General features: G+C 39.9%; 15 protein-coding genes and 1 pseudogene. 8 read left to right on the top strand and 8 right to left on the bottom strand.

Translation table 11 applies throughout. From position 1 onward, the window contains the following. Positions 1–56: 56 nt before the first annotated feature. Together ubiE and menA are read right to left on the bottom strand one after the other, a co-directional pair. A complete protein-coding gene (gene ubiE / locus CRI9333_RS18915) occupies positions 57–761 on the bottom strand; it encodes a bifunctional demethylmenaquinone methyltransferase/2-methoxy-6-polyprenyl-1,4-benzoquinol methylase UbiE (protein ID WP_015204776.1) in 705 nt (234 codons plus the stop codon). Positions 762–784: 23 nt separating this feature from the next. After that, a complete protein-coding gene (gene menA / locus CRI9333_RS18910; protein WP_015204775.1) occupies positions 785–1,681 on the bottom strand; it encodes a 2-carboxy-1,4-naphthoquinone phytyltransferase in 897 nt (298 codons plus the stop codon). Positions 1,682–1,929: 248 nt separating this feature from the next. Here menA and CRI9333_RS18905 point away from each other — a divergent pair, with 248 nt between their 5' ends. Further along, the gene (locus CRI9333_RS18905; protein WP_015204774.1) at positions 1,930–3,393 is read left to right on the top strand and encodes an isochorismate synthase; all 1,464 of its coding nucleotides are present in this window, start codon (positions 1,930–1,932) and stop codon (positions 3,391–3,393) included. On the opposite strand, the gene CRI9333_RS18900 is transcribed toward CRI9333_RS18905, so the two are convergent. After that, positions 3,390–3,977, bottom strand: a complete 588-nt coding sequence (locus tag CRI9333_RS18900) for a Uma2 family endonuclease (RefSeq protein ID WP_015204773.1) — start codon at positions 3,975–3,977, stop codon at positions 3,390–3,392. The genes CRI9333_RS18905 and CRI9333_RS18900 overlap by 4 nt on opposite strands. 45 nt (positions 3,978–4,022) lie before the next feature. Between CRI9333_RS18900 and menD the strand changes: the two genes are divergently transcribed. Continuing rightward, positions 4,023–5,816, top strand: a complete 1,794-nt coding sequence (gene menD, locus CRI9333_RS18895; RefSeq protein ID WP_015204772.1) for a 2-succinyl-5-enolpyruvyl-6-hydroxy-3-cyclohexene-1-carboxylic-acid synthase — start codon at positions 4,023–4,025, stop codon at positions 5,814–5,816. 118 nt (positions 5,817–5,934) lie between these two features. Here menD and CRI9333_RS25145 read toward each other — a convergent pair whose 3' ends face one another. After that, positions 5,935–7,833, bottom strand: a complete 1,899-nt coding sequence (locus tag CRI9333_RS25145) for a protein kinase domain-containing protein (RefSeq protein ID WP_015204771.1) — start codon at positions 7,831–7,833, stop codon at positions 5,935–5,937. A gap of 184 nt (positions 7,834–8,017) precedes the next feature. On the opposite strand from CRI9333_RS25145, the gene menB reads away from it, so the two are divergent. Then, positions 8,018–8,851 carry a 1,4-dihydroxy-2-naphthoyl-CoA synthase gene (gene menB, locus CRI9333_RS18885; protein WP_015204770.1) on the top strand — a complete coding sequence of 278 codons (834 nt, stop codon included), beginning with the start codon at positions 8,018–8,020 and terminating at the stop codon, positions 8,849–8,851. Positions 8,852–9,026: 175 nt separating this feature from the next. On the opposite strand, the gene CRI9333_RS18880 is transcribed toward menB, so the two are convergent. Beyond that, entirely contained in the window at positions 9,027–9,332 is a 306-nt protein-coding gene (locus CRI9333_RS18880) for a hypothetical protein (RefSeq protein ID WP_015204769.1), read from the bottom strand. Between the two features lie 522 nt (positions 9,333–9,854). Then, entirely contained in the window at positions 9,855–10,421 is a 567-nt protein-coding gene (locus tag CRI9333_RS18875; protein ID WP_015204768.1) for a DUF721 domain-containing protein, read from the bottom strand. 106 nt (positions 10,422–10,527) lie between these two features. Here CRI9333_RS18875 and CRI9333_RS18870 point away from each other — a divergent pair, with 106 nt between their 5' ends. The 5 genes from CRI9333_RS18870 (at position 10,528) to CRI9333_RS18850 (ending at position 15,324) form a co-directional block, all read left to right on the top strand. Continuing rightward, on the top strand, positions 10,528–11,835 hold the full coding sequence (locus CRI9333_RS18870) for a hypothetical protein (RefSeq protein WP_015204767.1): 1,308 nt from the start codon (positions 10,528–10,530) through the stop codon (positions 11,833–11,835). A gap of 169 nt (positions 11,836–12,004) precedes the next feature. Then, on the top strand, positions 12,005–12,724 hold the full coding sequence (locus CRI9333_RS18865; RefSeq protein WP_015204766.1) for a PspA/IM30 family protein: 720 nt from the start codon (positions 12,005–12,007) through the stop codon (positions 12,722–12,724). A 160-nt stretch (positions 12,725–12,884) separates the two neighbouring features. Further along, positions 12,885–13,655, top strand: coding sequence for a PspA/IM30 family protein (locus CRI9333_RS18860; RefSeq protein WP_015204765.1), 771 nt, complete (start codon positions 12,885–12,887; stop codon positions 13,653–13,655). A gap of 113 nt (positions 13,656–13,768) precedes the next feature. Further along, positions 13,769–14,092: a thioredoxin family protein gene (locus CRI9333_RS18855; RefSeq protein WP_015204764.1), complete on the top strand. Its 324-nt coding sequence runs from the start codon at positions 13,769–13,771 to the stop codon at positions 14,090–14,092. 62 nt (positions 14,093–14,154) lie between these two features. After that, complete coding sequence (locus tag CRI9333_RS18850) at positions 14,155–15,324, top strand: LL-diaminopimelate aminotransferase (RefSeq protein ID WP_015204763.1); 1,170 nt, start codon at positions 14,155–14,157, stop codon at positions 15,322–15,324. 128 nt (positions 15,325–15,452) lie between these two features. On the opposite strand, the pseudogene CRI9333_RS18845 reads toward CRI9333_RS18850, so the two are convergent. Together CRI9333_RS18845 and CRI9333_RS18840 are read right to left on the bottom strand one after the other, a co-directional pair. Beyond that, a pseudogene (locus CRI9333_RS18845) lies at positions 15,453–15,695 on the bottom strand (DUF2442 domain-containing protein); the annotation flags it as partial. A 3-nt stretch (positions 15,696–15,698) separates the two neighbouring features. Further along, entirely contained in the window at positions 15,699–16,529 is an 831-nt protein-coding gene (locus CRI9333_RS18840) for a dienelactone hydrolase family protein (protein WP_015204761.1), read from the bottom strand. Between the last annotated feature and the right edge of the window lie 217 nt (positions 16,530–16,746).

Here is a 16,746-nt window from a genome sequence, read left to right as displayed (position 1 = left end):
AAAACTTGATTTATGCTTTTAATTACAAACCACCATATTTTACTAATTGCATGAAATTATGCTTCAGGTTTAGTAACTACTAAAACTCCCATTGTTCCAACGACTATCGGGTAATGAGTAGCAGCAAAACCTACTTGTTTAGCTAATGCTACCTGCTGAGTACCTTGAGGAAATTTTTGTAAACTTTCCCAAATATAAGCATACTCATCACGTAGACCAAAGCGTTCAGCTAAAGGGACAGCAACGTTTTCTAAAAACAAATGCTCAAACTGCTGTAAAAATGGTTGATAAGCTAAATGAAAATCAAGAATTGCAGCTTTTGCTCCTGGTTTCAGCACACGATAAATTTCTTGTAAACTACGAGAAATATCTACAACATTACGCAGACCATATCCCATTGTGGCGGCATCAAAATTATTATCTGGAAAGGGTAAATCTAAAACATCTGCCTCTATCCATTCAATTTGTGGTAAAGGAAATTTTTCTTTACCAATTGCCATTTGTTGGGGGCTAAAATCTACGCCATAAACTTTCCCTTGTCCTCCAACTTCTTTGGCTAATAATTTAGTAAGGTCGCCACTCCCGCAGCAGAGGTCAACACAGGTATCCCCTGGTTTTGGCGAAGCCCATTTAACAGCCATTTTTTTCCAGATGCGGTGTTGACCTAAACTTAACCAGTCGTTGAGTTGATCGTAATGAGGCGCAATTCGCTCAAATATATCACGAATTTCTGCTGAATTAGATGAGATTTTAGTTGTCATTATTAATTGTTGATTGTTAATTGTTAATTGATTAAAAAGCCGATACCGAGTAGCAACCCCATCGCAAAGTGCATTCCTACAGCCATAAATTTACTGTTACTTACTTTGGCTGGTTGATCGTGATAATTGTGTACGTGGCGAAATAACTTGATAGCTAAAGGTAAACTGAGAAAAACTAGCAATGTCGCAACTGGGAAAATTTGCAATAAAACAAATAAAGCTGTTAGTGCGTAAATGCTACCGCCAAACCAAGGTACAATTTGGGAAGCTTTTTTTGTCCCAAGACGAACAATTGGCGATCGCTTCCCTGCTACTAAATCATCTTCTACTTGGTGAATATGAGAACAAAACAATATTAAACTGGTTGCAATAGCTACAATAATAGCAGCAGCAAAGCTGGCAACTGACCAAGCTTGTGCTTGGCTATAATAAGCTGCGACGACAACCATACTAAAGCAAATTAAGCAGATAATTTCCCCTAAACCTTGATAACCTAAGCGAAAAGGAGGACCTTGGTAGGTATATGCGATCGCACTAGCTACCAGCACTAGCGCCATTACTGTAATATCTCTTTGCCACCAAGAAATCAGGCTTACTCCCAATACTCCTGTAATTAAACACAAATTTGCTATCAAAAAAGTTAAAGATTTATTGCCAGTTAATTTGACAACAGAGTGCGCTTTATTTTGATCGATGCCAGTATCATCATCAAAGACATCATTGCTTACATTCATCCAAGCAATAAACAAAATTGCTGAAGTTAAAAACACAGCAAATATTTGAAGATTCAAAATTTTAGTTTGAGCAAAACCAATAGCACTACCTACCCAAATTGGAATCACAGCAACAGTGTACATGGGTGGCTTAATTGCTGCTAACCACAATTTTTTATTTGGCTGTTCAATGATACTTGTAGTCATTTGATTGATTACATTAATACAGTCTTGTACTGGCTATGATAATTTTAATCAAATGTAGAGACGCGAAATTTTGCATCTATACATAATTAGCATATAGCTCGGCAACTATGTGTGTCGCTGCTATTTGCATCTATGAAGAATTTGTTTCAGCTATAATTGCTCATTTTGTGTGCATAATCATTCTTGGGATAGAGGCTAAATTATGGCATACCTCCACCTATACCATAATTTACAATTCTCAATGATCAATGATTAACAAAATGCAAACAAGTTTGCTAAACTTCAGTGCTATGACAGTTACACCATATCGTAATCCCCAGCTTATTGAGTGTAAGGATCTGTATCAGTTTCTATCAGCCTGTAAGCAGACTGCCCAACAAAAAGACCAAACAAAAATTATCAGTATTTCTCTAGAGATGCCACCTGTTGATCCGTTGGCTGTAATGGCTGCAATGGCTAAACCGGGTCAACTAAATTTTTATTTTGAGCAAGCTGGACATGAAGTGGCGATCGCAGCTATTGATGCAGTAGTATCCCTCAAGGTGGCAGGTAGTTCACGATTTGAACAGGCTCAACATTTTATCAAATCTTGTTTCAGTAGCACAATGATCGCTGGCGCTGACGATCTGGCTTTAACTGGACCTCATTTTTTTTGTAACTTTACTTTTTTTGATGAACCCCTTAATGGGGATTTAACTTTTCCTCCTGCCACAATTTTTTTGCCACGTTTACAATTTTCTAAATATAAAAACAAAGGTATTTTAGTTTTAAACATAGAAATCAATCAACTAAAAAACCATGAATTCTTATTTAAAGAAATACTATCAAAAATTGAAATAATTAAAAACAGTAGCCAGATTAAATCAAATCATATTTATAACTCTTTAGAAAATTATTGTAATCTTAGTTTTAATAATATAAATAAATTCAAATCTTCGGTAACATCAGCATTAGAATCAATTCGTTGTAACAAACTAAATAAAATTGTTTTAGCTCATGCAGTAGATGTTAAATCACCTGCACCATTTAAAATAATTGACTCCTTGGATAATTTGCGCCAACGTTATCCTGGCTGTTATATATTTTCTACAAGTAATAGTAAAGGACAAACGTTTATTGGTGCAAGTCCTGAGCGGTTAATTAGTATTAAAAATCAGCAGTTATTTACAGACTCATTAGCTGGTTCAGCGCCAAGGGGAACAACAGCAATTGAAGATGCAGAATTTGGCGATCGCTTATTGAGTAGTGAAAAAGAACGACGCGAACACCTAGTAGTACTAGATTTTATCACCCAACGCCTAACGAAACTAGGATTAGCACCTGTCAGCCCACAATTGCCACAACTACTCAAACTTGCCAATATCCAGCACTTATGGACACCAATTCAAGCAAGAATGCCTTCATGCGTTCATCCTCTAGAAATTGTGGCAGAATTACATCCTACCCCAGCAGTAGCAGGTTTACCGCGCAAAATCGCTTGCCAACAAATTCGCACCTTTGAATTATTTGAGCGATCGCTTTATGCTGCGCCGATAGGATGGGTAGATCACCAAGGGAATAGTGAATTTATTGTGGGCATTCGTTCCGCCTTAATAGACGGCGATCGCGCTAGACTTTATGCTGGTGCAGGTATCGTTGCAGGTTCCGAACCTGACAAAGAACTAGCTGAAATTCAACTAAAACTTCAAGCACTTCTTAAAGCCTTAGTTTAATCTGACGTTGTGAAATCTACCTTGTCATATATATCAGCCAGAGAAATTTCAAACGAAAAAGCAGAAAGCGACAGCATCATTTCCTCGCCGTCATACTCAGAAAAAATCCATTTTGTCGGAGCAGTTTTATAGTAATGTTCAACGTGCATAGTATATTGGTCAATCAAAACGTATTCCTGAAAAGTACTAATAGTGCGATAAGCGGCAAATTTCTCAACTTGGTCATAATTTCTAGTAGACTTTGATAGCACCTCAGCAATTAATACTGGATTAGTAATTGTGTCTTTCCTTCCTTCAGCCAACTCTATTTCACCTGCAACAACCATCACATCAGGATAGGTATAAATACGCCTTTGAGGAATCCACAGCCGTTGATCTGTAATAAAGACTTGGTATGGTTGACGCTTTAAACCAAAATTTAGCCCAGCATAAAAGTTACCAGCAATTTTGTTATGGTTTGGTGTTCCTCCTGTCATTACAATAATTTCACCATTAATGTATTCGTGACGTTCCTCTGAATTAATTTCAAGTTCTAGGTATTCTTCAGGTGAGTAATAGCGTTGTTCTTGTGCTTGCATAATCATCTAATTTTAATCCTCTTTCTTGGTATATTTATTTCTTTTATCCCAATGTCTATAGATTTTCGCAATACTAATTCTGTTTGGGCTTCAATTCTAGCAACAACTCTACAGCGACTAGGATTAACCACAGCCGTTATTTGCCCTGGATCTCGCTCAACGCCTTTAGCAGTCGCCTTTGCACAACATCCCCAAATAGAAGCAATTCCCGTTTTAGATGAACGTTCCGCATCCTTTTTTGCTTTAGGAATAGCAAAACGGACACATCGTCCTGTGGTATTAGTTTGTACTTCTGGGACTGCTGGAGCAAACTTTTATCCAGCAATAATTGAAGCTAAAGAAAGTCGTATACCACTAATAGTTTTAACAGCAGATCGTCCGCCAGAAATGCGAGATTGTCATTCTGGGCAGACAATAGATCAAGTAAAATTATATGGCAATTATCCTAACTGGCAAACTGAATTAGCAGTGCCTAGTTTAGATATTAAACTATTGCGTTACCTGCGACAGACAATTATGTATGCTTGGGAGCGATCGCACTTTCCTACCCCTGGTGTCGTCCATCTTAACATTCCCTTTCGCGACCCCCTTGCCCCTATCCCAGAATTAGAAGCCGAAGTTTTCAAGTCGCAACTTCAGCCAGAAGAATTTTTTGCGGGAATAACCCCATATATTCAGACGCAAACATCATCTATTCCAAATCTTGAAACTATCATCGAAAAATGGCTGCAATGTGAGCGAGGAATTATTATTGCTGGCGTTGCACAACCAATTCAACCAGAAGAATATTGTAGTGCGATCGCACACCTTTCTAAACTATTAAAATTCCCTGTTCTAGCTGAAGGACTATCTCCAGTTAGAAACTACGCCCAACTTAACCCATACTTAATATCCACATACGATTTAATTCTGCGAAATCAACAACTAGCACAACAACTAACACCAGAAATAGTCATTCAAATAGGTGACTTACCTACAAGTAAAGAATTGCGTACCTGGCTAGAATCTCTTCAACCTGAACAATGGATAATTGATCCTAGTCATCACAACCTTGATTCTCTGCATAACCAAACCCACCACCTACGAATATCTGTAGAACAATTAAGTTTTGTAGCGCAAAAATATTTATTATCAAAACAATCGCAATATAACCGCCTTAACGAAATACCCAACTCGTCTTATATAGATTTATGGTGTAATAGCGAAGCCAGCGTTAGGTCATCCATTGACCAAACAATGATTAGTATGCAGGAGTTATTTGAAGGAAAACTTGCCTGGTTACTTTCCCAAACACTACCACAAAAAACCCCCATCTTCATTTCTAATAGTATGCCCGTGAGAGATGTGGAATTTTTCTGGAAACCTAATAATTCTGAAATTCAACCTTTTTTCAATCGGGGCGCAAATGGTATTGATGGCACTTTATCCACAGCTTTAGGCATTGCCCACCGTCATCAAAGCAGTATTATGTTAACTGGTGATTTGGCTTTATTGCACGATACAAACGGCTTTTTACTTAGAAATAAGTTTTTTGGAAGCATCACCATTATTTTAATTAATAATAACGGCGGGGGCATTTTTGAAATGTTGCCTATATTTAAATTTGACCCGCCTTTTGAAGAATTTTTTGCAACACCACAAAATATTAATTTTGCTGACTTGTGTACTACTTATAACGTAGATTATGAATTAATTACATCCTGGGAACATCTACAACAGCTACTCAACCCACTACCAACAACAGGTATTAGAGTTTTAGAGTTACGCACCAATAGAACAACCGATGCTAACTGGCGAAAGAATAACTTAAGCAAATTTGCTCTGACAATTAGTAGTTTAAAATAGTAAACTTATTTCACACCAAAATCTTCTTTCTCTTTCTTCGCGTCCTTTGCGTCTTTGCGGTTTAATAAAAGAACGGGTAATCAAGGCGGATTTAGTATAAGTACTGATTATGACCTAACTACTCCTTATTACCTTGATAGTAAAGTAAACCACCAGTAGCAATATTCCACGCGCCCACAATATTACCCGTCAAATCGCAGTTTTCTACAGTACCAGTGCCGTTGACTGATACACAAACAGCATGACCTTCATTGCGATTAATTCTGCATCGCTGAATAATACCATTACTACCATCCCCAATATAAACACCCACCTCGATATTCCCAAAAATATCGCAGTCTTCTACAGTTCCTTTACTATTTTCATCAATCCAAACGCCAAACCCTTTTCCATTATGAATTTGGCATCTACGTAAGATAGGATTACCACCCTCAGTAATTTGTACCTCAAAATTATTGCCAAAAATGTCGCAACCCTCCAAAGTTCCACGACCATTTTTGCTCACCAAAACGCCACAACCTTTGCCATTATGAATTCTGCATCCACGAATGCGAGGGTCAGCAGATGCACCATGAATTTTTATACCAGTTGCTACTGCTGAATTAATATCACAATTTTCTAGAATTAATTGCCCCTGGGGAATATCAACAGCGTAAGAGGATTTATCAAATAAAGATGTAAAATTGCCAGCGCGGTGACGTAAAGTTAAACCGCGTACTACCGCATAACCTGTTTGCATCCTGATACAGGATGAGCCTTTACTTTCAACAATAATATCTGCTACTGAGCCATCACCCACAATTTCCAAGGGTTTATCAATAACTAAACTTTCCTGATAGAAACCTGGACGGACTAAAATTCTACTTCCCTGTTGAGCATTTTTAATCGCTTGGCTAATACTTCTATAATCAGCCGCACCAATTTTAGAGACAATCAGTGCTGAATTATTTGCGCTTGGTATTGGAAGGGCTAGGGGTGAACCGATTGCTGCTGGATGTAAAGATGTAAAATAATTTGTTTCTAGCTGTACCTCTGCTGCTGATTGATAACGGTGAAGAGTATCTGGAAGCAGTAGTTTGTGAATTACACGGCTCAATTGGCTGCTAATAGGATTACTTAAGTGATTACGCCAAGTATTAATACCTACAGTTAATAAGCGAAATGGGTGAATTCCTGTCATTAAATGGACACAGGTAAGTCCTAAACTATAAAGGTCACTGGCAAAAACAGCATTGCCTTCAAGCTGTTCTGGGGCAACATATCCCAGAGTTCCAATCATAGTACCAGTTTTAGCTACTGATGAATTAGTAGTTTTACTAGCACCAAAATCGACTAAAAATAGTTTGCTATCAGCCTGACGACGAATAATATTTTCCGGTTTAATATCTCGGTGGATTAAATGTCCTTCATGGATAAACTGCAATACTGGCAATAAATCATTAAGTAAAGCCCAAATTTGGGCTTCACTAAAACAGCCATTTTTAATTAATTCTTCACCTAAGTTTTGTCCGTCGATAAATTCTTGTACTAAATAGAGGCGATCATCCTGCTCAAAATGTGCTAATAGGTCTGGAATTTGGGGATGTTTTCCCAAACTTTCTTGTAGCACAGCTTCTTGTTGAAACAGTGGCTTTGCCTTGGGAAAACTAGCGTCTTGGGGAAAAAATTGCTTAATTACACAGTAAGGCTTTGATGGTTTGTATTCATCTACCGCTAAAAAAGTTCTACCAAAGCCACCTTGACCGATTTGTTTAATGGCGCGATAGCGATCGCCCAATAGCAACGTTGTACCACAACTTTCGCAATACTTTGCTCCAGGTGGATTTTGAGGATTTTCGCAATTTGTATTCAGGCAATAAGACATACCTGGAATGATAAGCGCAGATTGAGTCGATTTTATAGGGATACCTGGCGATTCGCCTAACCCCTTTGGGGTGGCTCCGCCAACAGGGACGCTTTGCGATTCGCCTAACCCCTTCGGGGTGGCTCCGCCAACGGGGACGCTTTGCGAACGCATATCAGCAATCATCTCCTTGATTTCTAGTTAAAAAAGATCTAGGGAGCGAGTAGAAAATGCAGTTACACCATTAGAGTTAGCTTAATACATTCTCTAATAATCGCAGGTTGGTTTAAAGATCGGCGTGATTCAAGACACTCAGTTAAAATTCTTAAACTGAATTAAGCTCGCATTCTCTAATTGTATGAACCTCAACTGGGAAACCGCTAAAACTTACGAAGACATCCTGTATTTCAAAACCAACGGAATTGCCAAAATTGTGATCAATCGCCCTCACAAACGTAACGCTTTCCGACCCAAAACCATCTTTGAACTCTACGATGCCTTTTGTGATGCTCGTGAAGACACAAGCATCGGCGTTGTATTGTTTACTGGAGCAGGGCCACATACAGATGGCAAATACGCCTTCTGTTCAGGTGGAGATCAAAGCGTTCGCGGAGAGGGTGGCTATATAGATGATGCTGGAGTCCCACGCCTCAATGTGCTGGACTTACAACGGCTAATTCGCTCCATGCCCAAAGTTATCATTGCTTTGGTTGCTGGTTATGCTATCGGCGGCGGTCACGTCTTACATTTGATTTGTGACCTAACTATCGCTGCTGATAATGGTATTTTTGGTCAAACTGGCCCCAAAGTAGGCAGCTTTGATGGTGGGTTTGGTGCTAGTTATCTGGCGCGGGTTGTTGGTCAAAAAAAGGCACGGGAAATTTGGTTTTTATGCCGTCAGTATACTGCGGCTCAAGCATTAGAAATGGGCTTAGTTAATTGCGTAGTTCCAATAGAACAGCTAGAGCAAGAAGGTATCCAATGGGCTTCAGAAATTTTAGAAAAAAGTCCTATTGCCATTCGCTGCTTAAAAGCCGCCTTTAATGCCGATTGCGACGGTCAAGCTGGTCTGCAAGAACTTGCTGGTAACGCGACCTTACTTTATTACATGACTGAGGAAGGAGCAGAAGGTAAACAGGCGTTTCTAGAAAAGCGTCAACCTGATTTTCGCCAATACCCCTGGCTACCTTAATCAATTAACAATGACCAATGATCAATCATGCGTCAGTCCTGAAAATTTCTGATTTCTGAAACTTTTGTTGAGCAGAATCGCACCTTGACTTAAGCCGAGGTGCGATTTTGATCTAAAAATTATTAACTTAATCTTTTCAAGAAAAGCTTTCTGTTATTAAAATGTTACTAAAATACTACCTTAGCAACATTTGTTGTTTCTGAGGCGTAAGACTTTTTTCTTCAGCCTGCTGTGGTTGAGACTCCTTCAACGAACAAGGAGAAACTACATCATCTTTTAAACTGAAGATTTTTTCCTCCAAAATTCTCATTTCTTCGAGAGTTTCCCAAGAAGGTGCAAAGGGTGACATTGCTAATGAACAAGCTTTCCATGACCCCCGCACAGGAACACCGAGTTGTTCACAAACACCACCTCGACGGCCTTCTGGTTGGAAATACCGACAACACCGACAGGCAGAAGTTGAGTCATTCAGTGTTTTCATGGGATTGCTATGATCGGGAATTTTTTTATTCAACCTTGATATTTAATGTAACTGGTAGACTGATCAGGCTAAAAACCTGCTAATCAATTAGCTATCAAGGCTTTAGCGATCCCCAATACCAAATTTACCTTTATATTTTCTTTATTATCCCGTCATCTATAGATACAGTTTGCCGATAATATAAAGTTTGGTATCTATTTATTTCTATGAGTAAATATACTGATTTACTCCAAAACCATTAGGGATCAACTTAAAACTGAAGCGATTTGTAAGCTTTACACTTCCATAAAACCTATGAGAGCCAATTTATAGCTAGGGTAAATTTTGAGTAATTACAGCTATCAATGTGAAGTAAAGTAACAGTGTAAAAATTGGCTGAATTTACCCAAATAGCTCGTTGAATTAATTATGTTTTTGCCAAGGAGTTACTTACGGCTCTTAAAATACTCAAAAAAACATGAATAATTCGAGTAGCACCGCCTAAGATTTCGCTGTATATCGAGTATTTTTAACTAGGAAAAACTACTTAGGCGGCTGCTTAGTGGTACAAAATGAACAAAAACCCCAACGCTGTAATTCTCCTTTAGGTGTGGGACACTGACACTGGGGACAAAGCGGTAACTCGTGCGATCGCTCCTTGACTCGTTTAGCCCAATTTTCAAACGCCGTATGAGCATCTGTAACTTGAGGCTGCTCACTTTCGCTTTGTAAAGACCCTGCATCCCCAACCCAGCTAGGATGTTGTAATATCAAAAATTGCCCTCGCTCATCTTCATAATTTCCTTGACCAACGACATCTTGCCATTGAGCCGTAGAAAAGCGAATATCAATTAAATTAATAGGTAATTGAGCATTCAACTGTTTGAGAAGGCGATACCGTTGCAAAGACAGATTATTCGACCAAGCCGAACTAGAGGTAGCAACAAACAACACATCTCTAGAAATAGAAATTGGTCGAGTTTGAGAAGTAGCAGCAGTTCCCACAACCTCAGCCCAACATCTTAACAAACTGCGAAACAGAGTAATTTTCTGAAACTCAGCCTGATTTTCCAGAGCGCCTAAGATATTATTTATACTTTCAAAAGACATAATAAGTAGTATCGGTGGAAATAAATATCGAATCAAGGCTAGTCATGGGTCATAAGTCATTGTTAATTATGTTAATTGTTAATTGTTAATTGATACAACAAAAGCCATGAGTCAAACTTCCTCAATTGAATCACTCCACCCAGTAATACAAACGGCTCTCAGTAGCCTTGATATCCAACTGGAAGAAGAATTAGTTCGCTACCGCCGTCAAAAAGCAGGGCATTCAGTCATGCCTAATTCTACTTTGGGTCGTACAACAACCCACCTTATAGACTTGATGGCTGTAGATGGCGCAGAAAGCATAAATCAGCCCTCGGCTTCAGGAATGGCAACGCCCATATCAATGATGCCACCATCACTAGCTAATCCAGAGGTGCAGGCATCCGTGAAATCAACACATCCTAATCACAATACAGCCTCCACAACAGACAACTTAGAATCAGCCCAACCGGAAGCAGAAAATCTTAGAAGTGATAGTGACATGGGGGAAACTTCCCACACAAGAGAGACATCTTTTGGGGGAGATTTAGTTTACCAAGGTGCTATTCCAACACCACCAAATGATTATTTAGCATCTTCAGAAGAACTATTGCGAAGTCTGGCTGAAGAAGAAGCAGAACTTCACAAAGAACGCAGCCTTAGAGATAACTTGCTAACTCCATTAGCAGTAGGTTCACTTTTGCTGTTACTACTTACAAGTGCGACTTTAGGCTATATCGTCACGAATCCATCAGTACTCCAGTATTTAGGTGGAAACAGGTTTTCTAAATCTCAACCAGAAGTTGCTCCTCCTACCACACAAAGCTCAATTACAGATAAAACAGCATCCGAAACACCAATTACTCAAGGTCCAAATCTTGCTGCCCAAGAATTTGTAGACTTGAATATAAATAATTTGAGTACACTAAAAATGTCTGATAGTGCTTCTAAGAGTGAGGGGGAAGCAAAATCTAACTCGGCTATAAAGCCAAAGGCAACTTCTTTAAAACCTGCTACTGCTGAGAATGCCAGTCCTCAAAATTTAGCTGATGCTCTTTTGCCGCCTGAAATACAGCCAATTGTAGGAATGCCAACGCTGGTAGGACCACCGCCAGCAGCACAGCAGACACTGACTTCTAAGACTGTAGCCAAACTATCACCAGAAGCTAAAAAGATCCAACCACCTGCTGCAACGGCTAATAAAGTGGCAGCTAATCCGGCACAACTGCCCAAAGGGTACTATTATGTACTGGCTAATTATCAAAGCGATCGCCAATTAGCAAATATCCGTAAAATTGTTGGTGATGCCTATGTGCTGAAGTTTCCACAAGGCTCACGAATCAAAATGGCAGCTTTTGATAAAGAATCTCAGGCAAAAACATTTATACAAGTTCTTCAGAAAAAAGGCATTTCTGCTTCGGTGTATCGCCCTTGATCAATTAACAATTATCAATTATCAATGACCAATGACCGATGACCGATGACCAATGACCAATGACCAATGACCAATGACCAATGACCAATGACCGATGACCGATGACCAGCCTGAATGTTAAGTTCAATTCTACCCAGTTACTTATCAGCAATCTTCATGGAGAACAGTCATGGGATTGATCGATCGCATCTTCAGAGTAATTCGCGCTAACATAAACAGCTTGGTAAGTCAAACAGAAGATCCAGAAAAAATTCTGGAGCAAGCTGTGTCAGAAATGCAGGATAATTTAATTCAACTGCGACAGGCGGTAGCTGGTGCGATCGCCACCCAAAAACGTACTGAGCGGCAATCTAGACAAAATCAATCGACTGCTGAGGAATGGTATCGCCGCGCTCAACTAGCACTACAGCAGAATCAAGAAGAGTTGGCTCGACAAGCTCTCACTAAGCGCAAATCATACCAAGAAACGGCAGAAGCACTGCAAGCCCAACTAGAACAACAAAGTTCAATAGTTACTAGGCTAAAGCAAGATATGCGGACGCTGGAAAGTAAGATTTCTGAGGCGAAAACCAAAAAAGATATGTACATCGCTAGGGCGCGTTCTGCTGAAGCTACTCAAAGGCTTAACGAAATGTTAGGCAATGTCACAACAGGCAATACTTTGGGTGCTTTTGAGCGCATGGAAGAAAAAGTAATACAGCTTGAGGCGCAGTCAGAAGCGATCGCTTCCTTGGGAACCGCAGATTTAGAAAAGAAATTTCTCACTATTGAAGATACTGATGATATTGATACAGAGTTAGCATCTATGAAAGCCCAAATACTTACGGGGAAAAATCCAACCGCGTTACCATCAACAGAACCACCAGCAACCAATAATCCTTCTAATTAGGGGGACAACAGTGGAAGGATCTCACCAATCACAAAGTTTTGGGGAACCTCAGTTTAAACTGGAAATAAGATTCGCAATCATGGCAGTCAACTAAATTAACAAAAGCAGGCAGATATTAAGATCCTGCTATAGCCTAGTAAATAAAAGGATAAACAGCGTCATGGGATTATTCGATCGCATTAGTCGAGTCGTTAGAGCCAATCTGAACGACGTGGTGAGCAAAGCTGAAGATCCAGAAAAGATTCTGGAGCAATCAATTATTGATATGCAAGAAGACTTGGTGCAGCTACGCCAAGCTGTTGCTCAGGCAATTGCTAGTCAAAAACGTATTGAGCAACAATACAACAAAGCTCAAACCGAAGCAAATAGCTGGCAGCAACGGGCGCAGTTAGCTCTTACCAAGGGTGATGAAAATCTAGCGCGGGAAGCTTTAGGACGTAAGAAGACTAATAGCGAAACGGCGGCTGCGCTCAAAGCCCAGCTAGATACCCAAAGTGGTCACATGGACACAATGAAGCGCAACTTGATTGCCTTGGAAAGTAAAATTTCCGAAGCTAAGACCAAGAAAGATATGCTCAAGGCAAGGGCGCAAGCTGCTAAGGCTAACGAACAACTCCAAGGTGCTATGGGACGCTTAGGAAGCAACAACGCGATGGGGGCGTTCGAGCGCATGGAAGAAAAAGTATTGATGGCGGAAGCTCGTTCCCAGTCAGCAGCAGAGCTTACAGGAGGAAACTTAGAAGAGCAATTTAAGCTACTTGAATCTGGTAATGGTGTTGAGGATGAATTGGCAGCTATGAAAGCCCAATTACTTGCACCAAGTCCACAGCCACAGGGTACACTACCTCCTTCCAAGCCTGCATCTACTCCATCCAAGTCAGAAGTAGATACGGAGTTAGAACAGTTGCGATCGCAAATTGACAGCTTGTAAACTATGGCTGTTTTCCAGACAAACTATTGACAAGACTTTATCCCAGCCGCAACTACTGTAGCTGGGATAAATAGTATGCTGTTAATTATTGAAATTTGTTAACAAGGACACCCATGAGTAAGGTTATTTCTATTTCTGATGCCGAGTTTGAATCTGAAGTTTTGCAAGCTCAACAACCAGTATTAGTTTATTTGTGGGCTTCATGGTGTGGTCCTTGTCGCTTGGTGTCACCATCAGTAGATGCGATCGCCCAAAATTATAGCGATCGCCTCAAGGTCGTTAAAATGGAAGTTGACCCGAATCCCGAAACAGTTAAGCAATATAAAGTTGAGGGTGTACCAGCGATTAGATTGTTTAAAGAACAAGAATTAGTTGAATCTATGGAAGGAGCTATTACTAAGCAAAAATTAGAAAGCTTATTAGCAGCCCACATTTAACTATTTATTAGTCATTGGTTATTGATAAAAAATGACCAATGACAACAAGCAAAGGATCAAATATGCAGTTTGCACACCGTTTACAACCCCTGCAAGCGAATGTGTTTGCAGATATGGATCAGGCAAAGGCTAGAGCTAGAGCCGCCGGACAAGATATTATTGACTTATCATTAGGTTCTTCTGATTTACCATCAGCCGACCATGTAATTGCTGCTATTCAATCATCTTTATCTGATACCAGCACTCACGGTTACTTACTATTTCATGGTACGCAAAGTTTCCGACAAGCTGCTGCTAACTGGTACACACAAAAGTTTGGTATTCCAGTTGACCCAGAAACAGAGGTAGTATCTCTCATTGGTTCGCAAGAAGGAACTGCTCATTTACCTTTAGCAATATTAAATCCAGGTGATTTTGCTTTATTGTTAGATCCTGGTTATCCTTCCCATGCAGGGGGTGTTTACCTTGCTGGTGGTCAAATTTACCCGATGCCTATCACAGAGGAAAATGATTTTTTACCTGTGTTTGAGGACATCCCAGCACCAGTGTTAAATCAAGCACGAATGATGGTGTTGAGTTATCCTCATAATCCTACAAGCGCGATCGCACCTTTATCATTTTTCCAAAAAGCAGTAGCCTTTTGTAAACAACACGATCTTGTTTTAGTTCACGATTTCCCTTATGCAGATTTAGTATTTAGCGAAGGTGTTGCACCTTCAATTCTGCAAGCTGACCCAGATAAAAGCGTCTCAATTGAATTTTTTACTATGTCGAAATCTTACAATATGGGAGGATTTCGCGTAGGTTATGCTATTGGTAATCCGCAATTAATTAAAGCTTTGCGACAAATCAAAGCGGTGGTGGATTTTAACCAATATAGAGGAATTTTAAACGGTGCGATCGCAGCTTTAACTGGCTCACAAACTCAAGTACAACAAGCCGTTGCTACCTTCCAAAAAAGACGCGATGCCTTTATAGAAGCTTTACATAAAATCGGCTGGCAAGTTCCTACACCAGTTGCCACAATGTACATTTGGGCAAAATTACCTGAACGTTGGAGTCATAATTCTATTGAATTTTGCACTCAATTGGTAGAAAAAACCGGAGTTGCAGCTTCGCCTGGGGCGGGTTTTGGTAAATCTGGTGAAGGTTATGTACGCTTTGCTTTAGTACACGAACCGCCAATTTTAGAAAAAGCTGTTGATAAAATTGCTGAATTTATGGAGAAGTAGTCAGGAGTCAGGAGTCAGATTTCTTTAAGCATTTCTAGCTTAACTTGCTGAATAAGTTTCAGAATCTTTTCTGGAGTGTCGTAGCCTTTTTCTATCATCATCTGGTGACGCTGCTCAAATTCATCAGGCTGCTCTGTAACTACAGAGTAAAGCACATCTGGATCTAAGTCAGCATCGTTATCCCAATAAATTGTTCCCCATTCGGGATTAACTTTCACTTGTTGAAAATAATCTAAGTTTTGTAAGTCAGCAAAAACTCCAGTAAATTTTATCAACTGGCTAATATCAACAATGCCTTCAGATCCATCTTCAAATTTTAGGTAAAGTTGATAGCCTGTTTTTGGTTGAACTGCAATAATATCTTTGAGCATAATTTACACGCCATATTTTTTAAACCATGCTTGGAGACGTTGCCAACCCTCCTTGGCTTCTGCTTCACGATAGGAGGGGCGATAGTCTGCAAAGAAGGCGTGAGGGGCATCAGGGTAAACAATGATTTCAGATTGACTACTGCCCGATTGTAAGCGCGATCGCATAGATTCTACTGTATCTAGAGGAATGCCCGTATCCTTACCGCCGTAGAGTCCCAGGACGGGTGTTCTCAAGGTAGACGCAATATCAATCGGATGTCCTGGTATTATTTCGCTAGTGTCACCCACTAGCCTTCCGTACCAGGCTACACCAGCTTTTACTTGCGGGCTGTGTGCTGCGTAAAGCCAGGTAATACGACCGCCCCAACAAAACCCAGTAATTCCCAACCGTTCAGCATTGCCCCTAGATGATTTTACTGCCCAGTTTACTGTGGCATCGAGATCAGATAACACTTGACCATCTGGTACTTTAGCTACAATCGGACGAATTTCGTCGATAGAACTTAACTTTGAGACATCACCTTGACGTATAAATAATTCAGGTGCGATCGCTAAATACCCCAACTTAGCAAAGCGACGGCAAATATCCTGAAGATGCTCGTGTACACCAAAAATTTCCTGAATTACTAGGACGGTTGGAAAATTATTGCCCCTAGCAGGCATCGCTCTGTAGGCAGGAATTGTACCGTCTTGAACGGGAATCTTTACTTCACCTGCTATCAATCCCTGATCATCAGTATTAATTACCTGAGCAAGAATGGGTGGCACTGCTATTGCAAATCCCGTTGCCAATGTAGCTGTTGCAATGAATTTGCGGCGTGTGATTTCTTTCATTTGTTGGCTTTAATCTATTAATATTAGTCTTTCAGTCAAGACAGCAAAAACTTCTACTATGAAAATCTCGATTTAATCAATCACTATTAAATATATCTACTTTTCGATTGATTAACAATCTATCTTACAGTTGAAGTATGTTTTTAAATATTGGATTACTGATAATGGGTAATTTCCTGTGATATTTATAGGGTTTACCGCAATTTTATTTCAACAC

Source organism: Crinalium epipsammum PCC 9333 (assembly GCF_000317495.1).
GTDB classification, from domain to species: Bacteria; Cyanobacteriota; Cyanobacteriia; order Cyanobacteriales; family PCC-9333; genus Crinalium; species Crinalium epipsammum.
The sequence above is the reverse complement of the archived record's forward strand: the minus strand, read 5'-3'. Positions and strand labels throughout refer to the sequence as shown.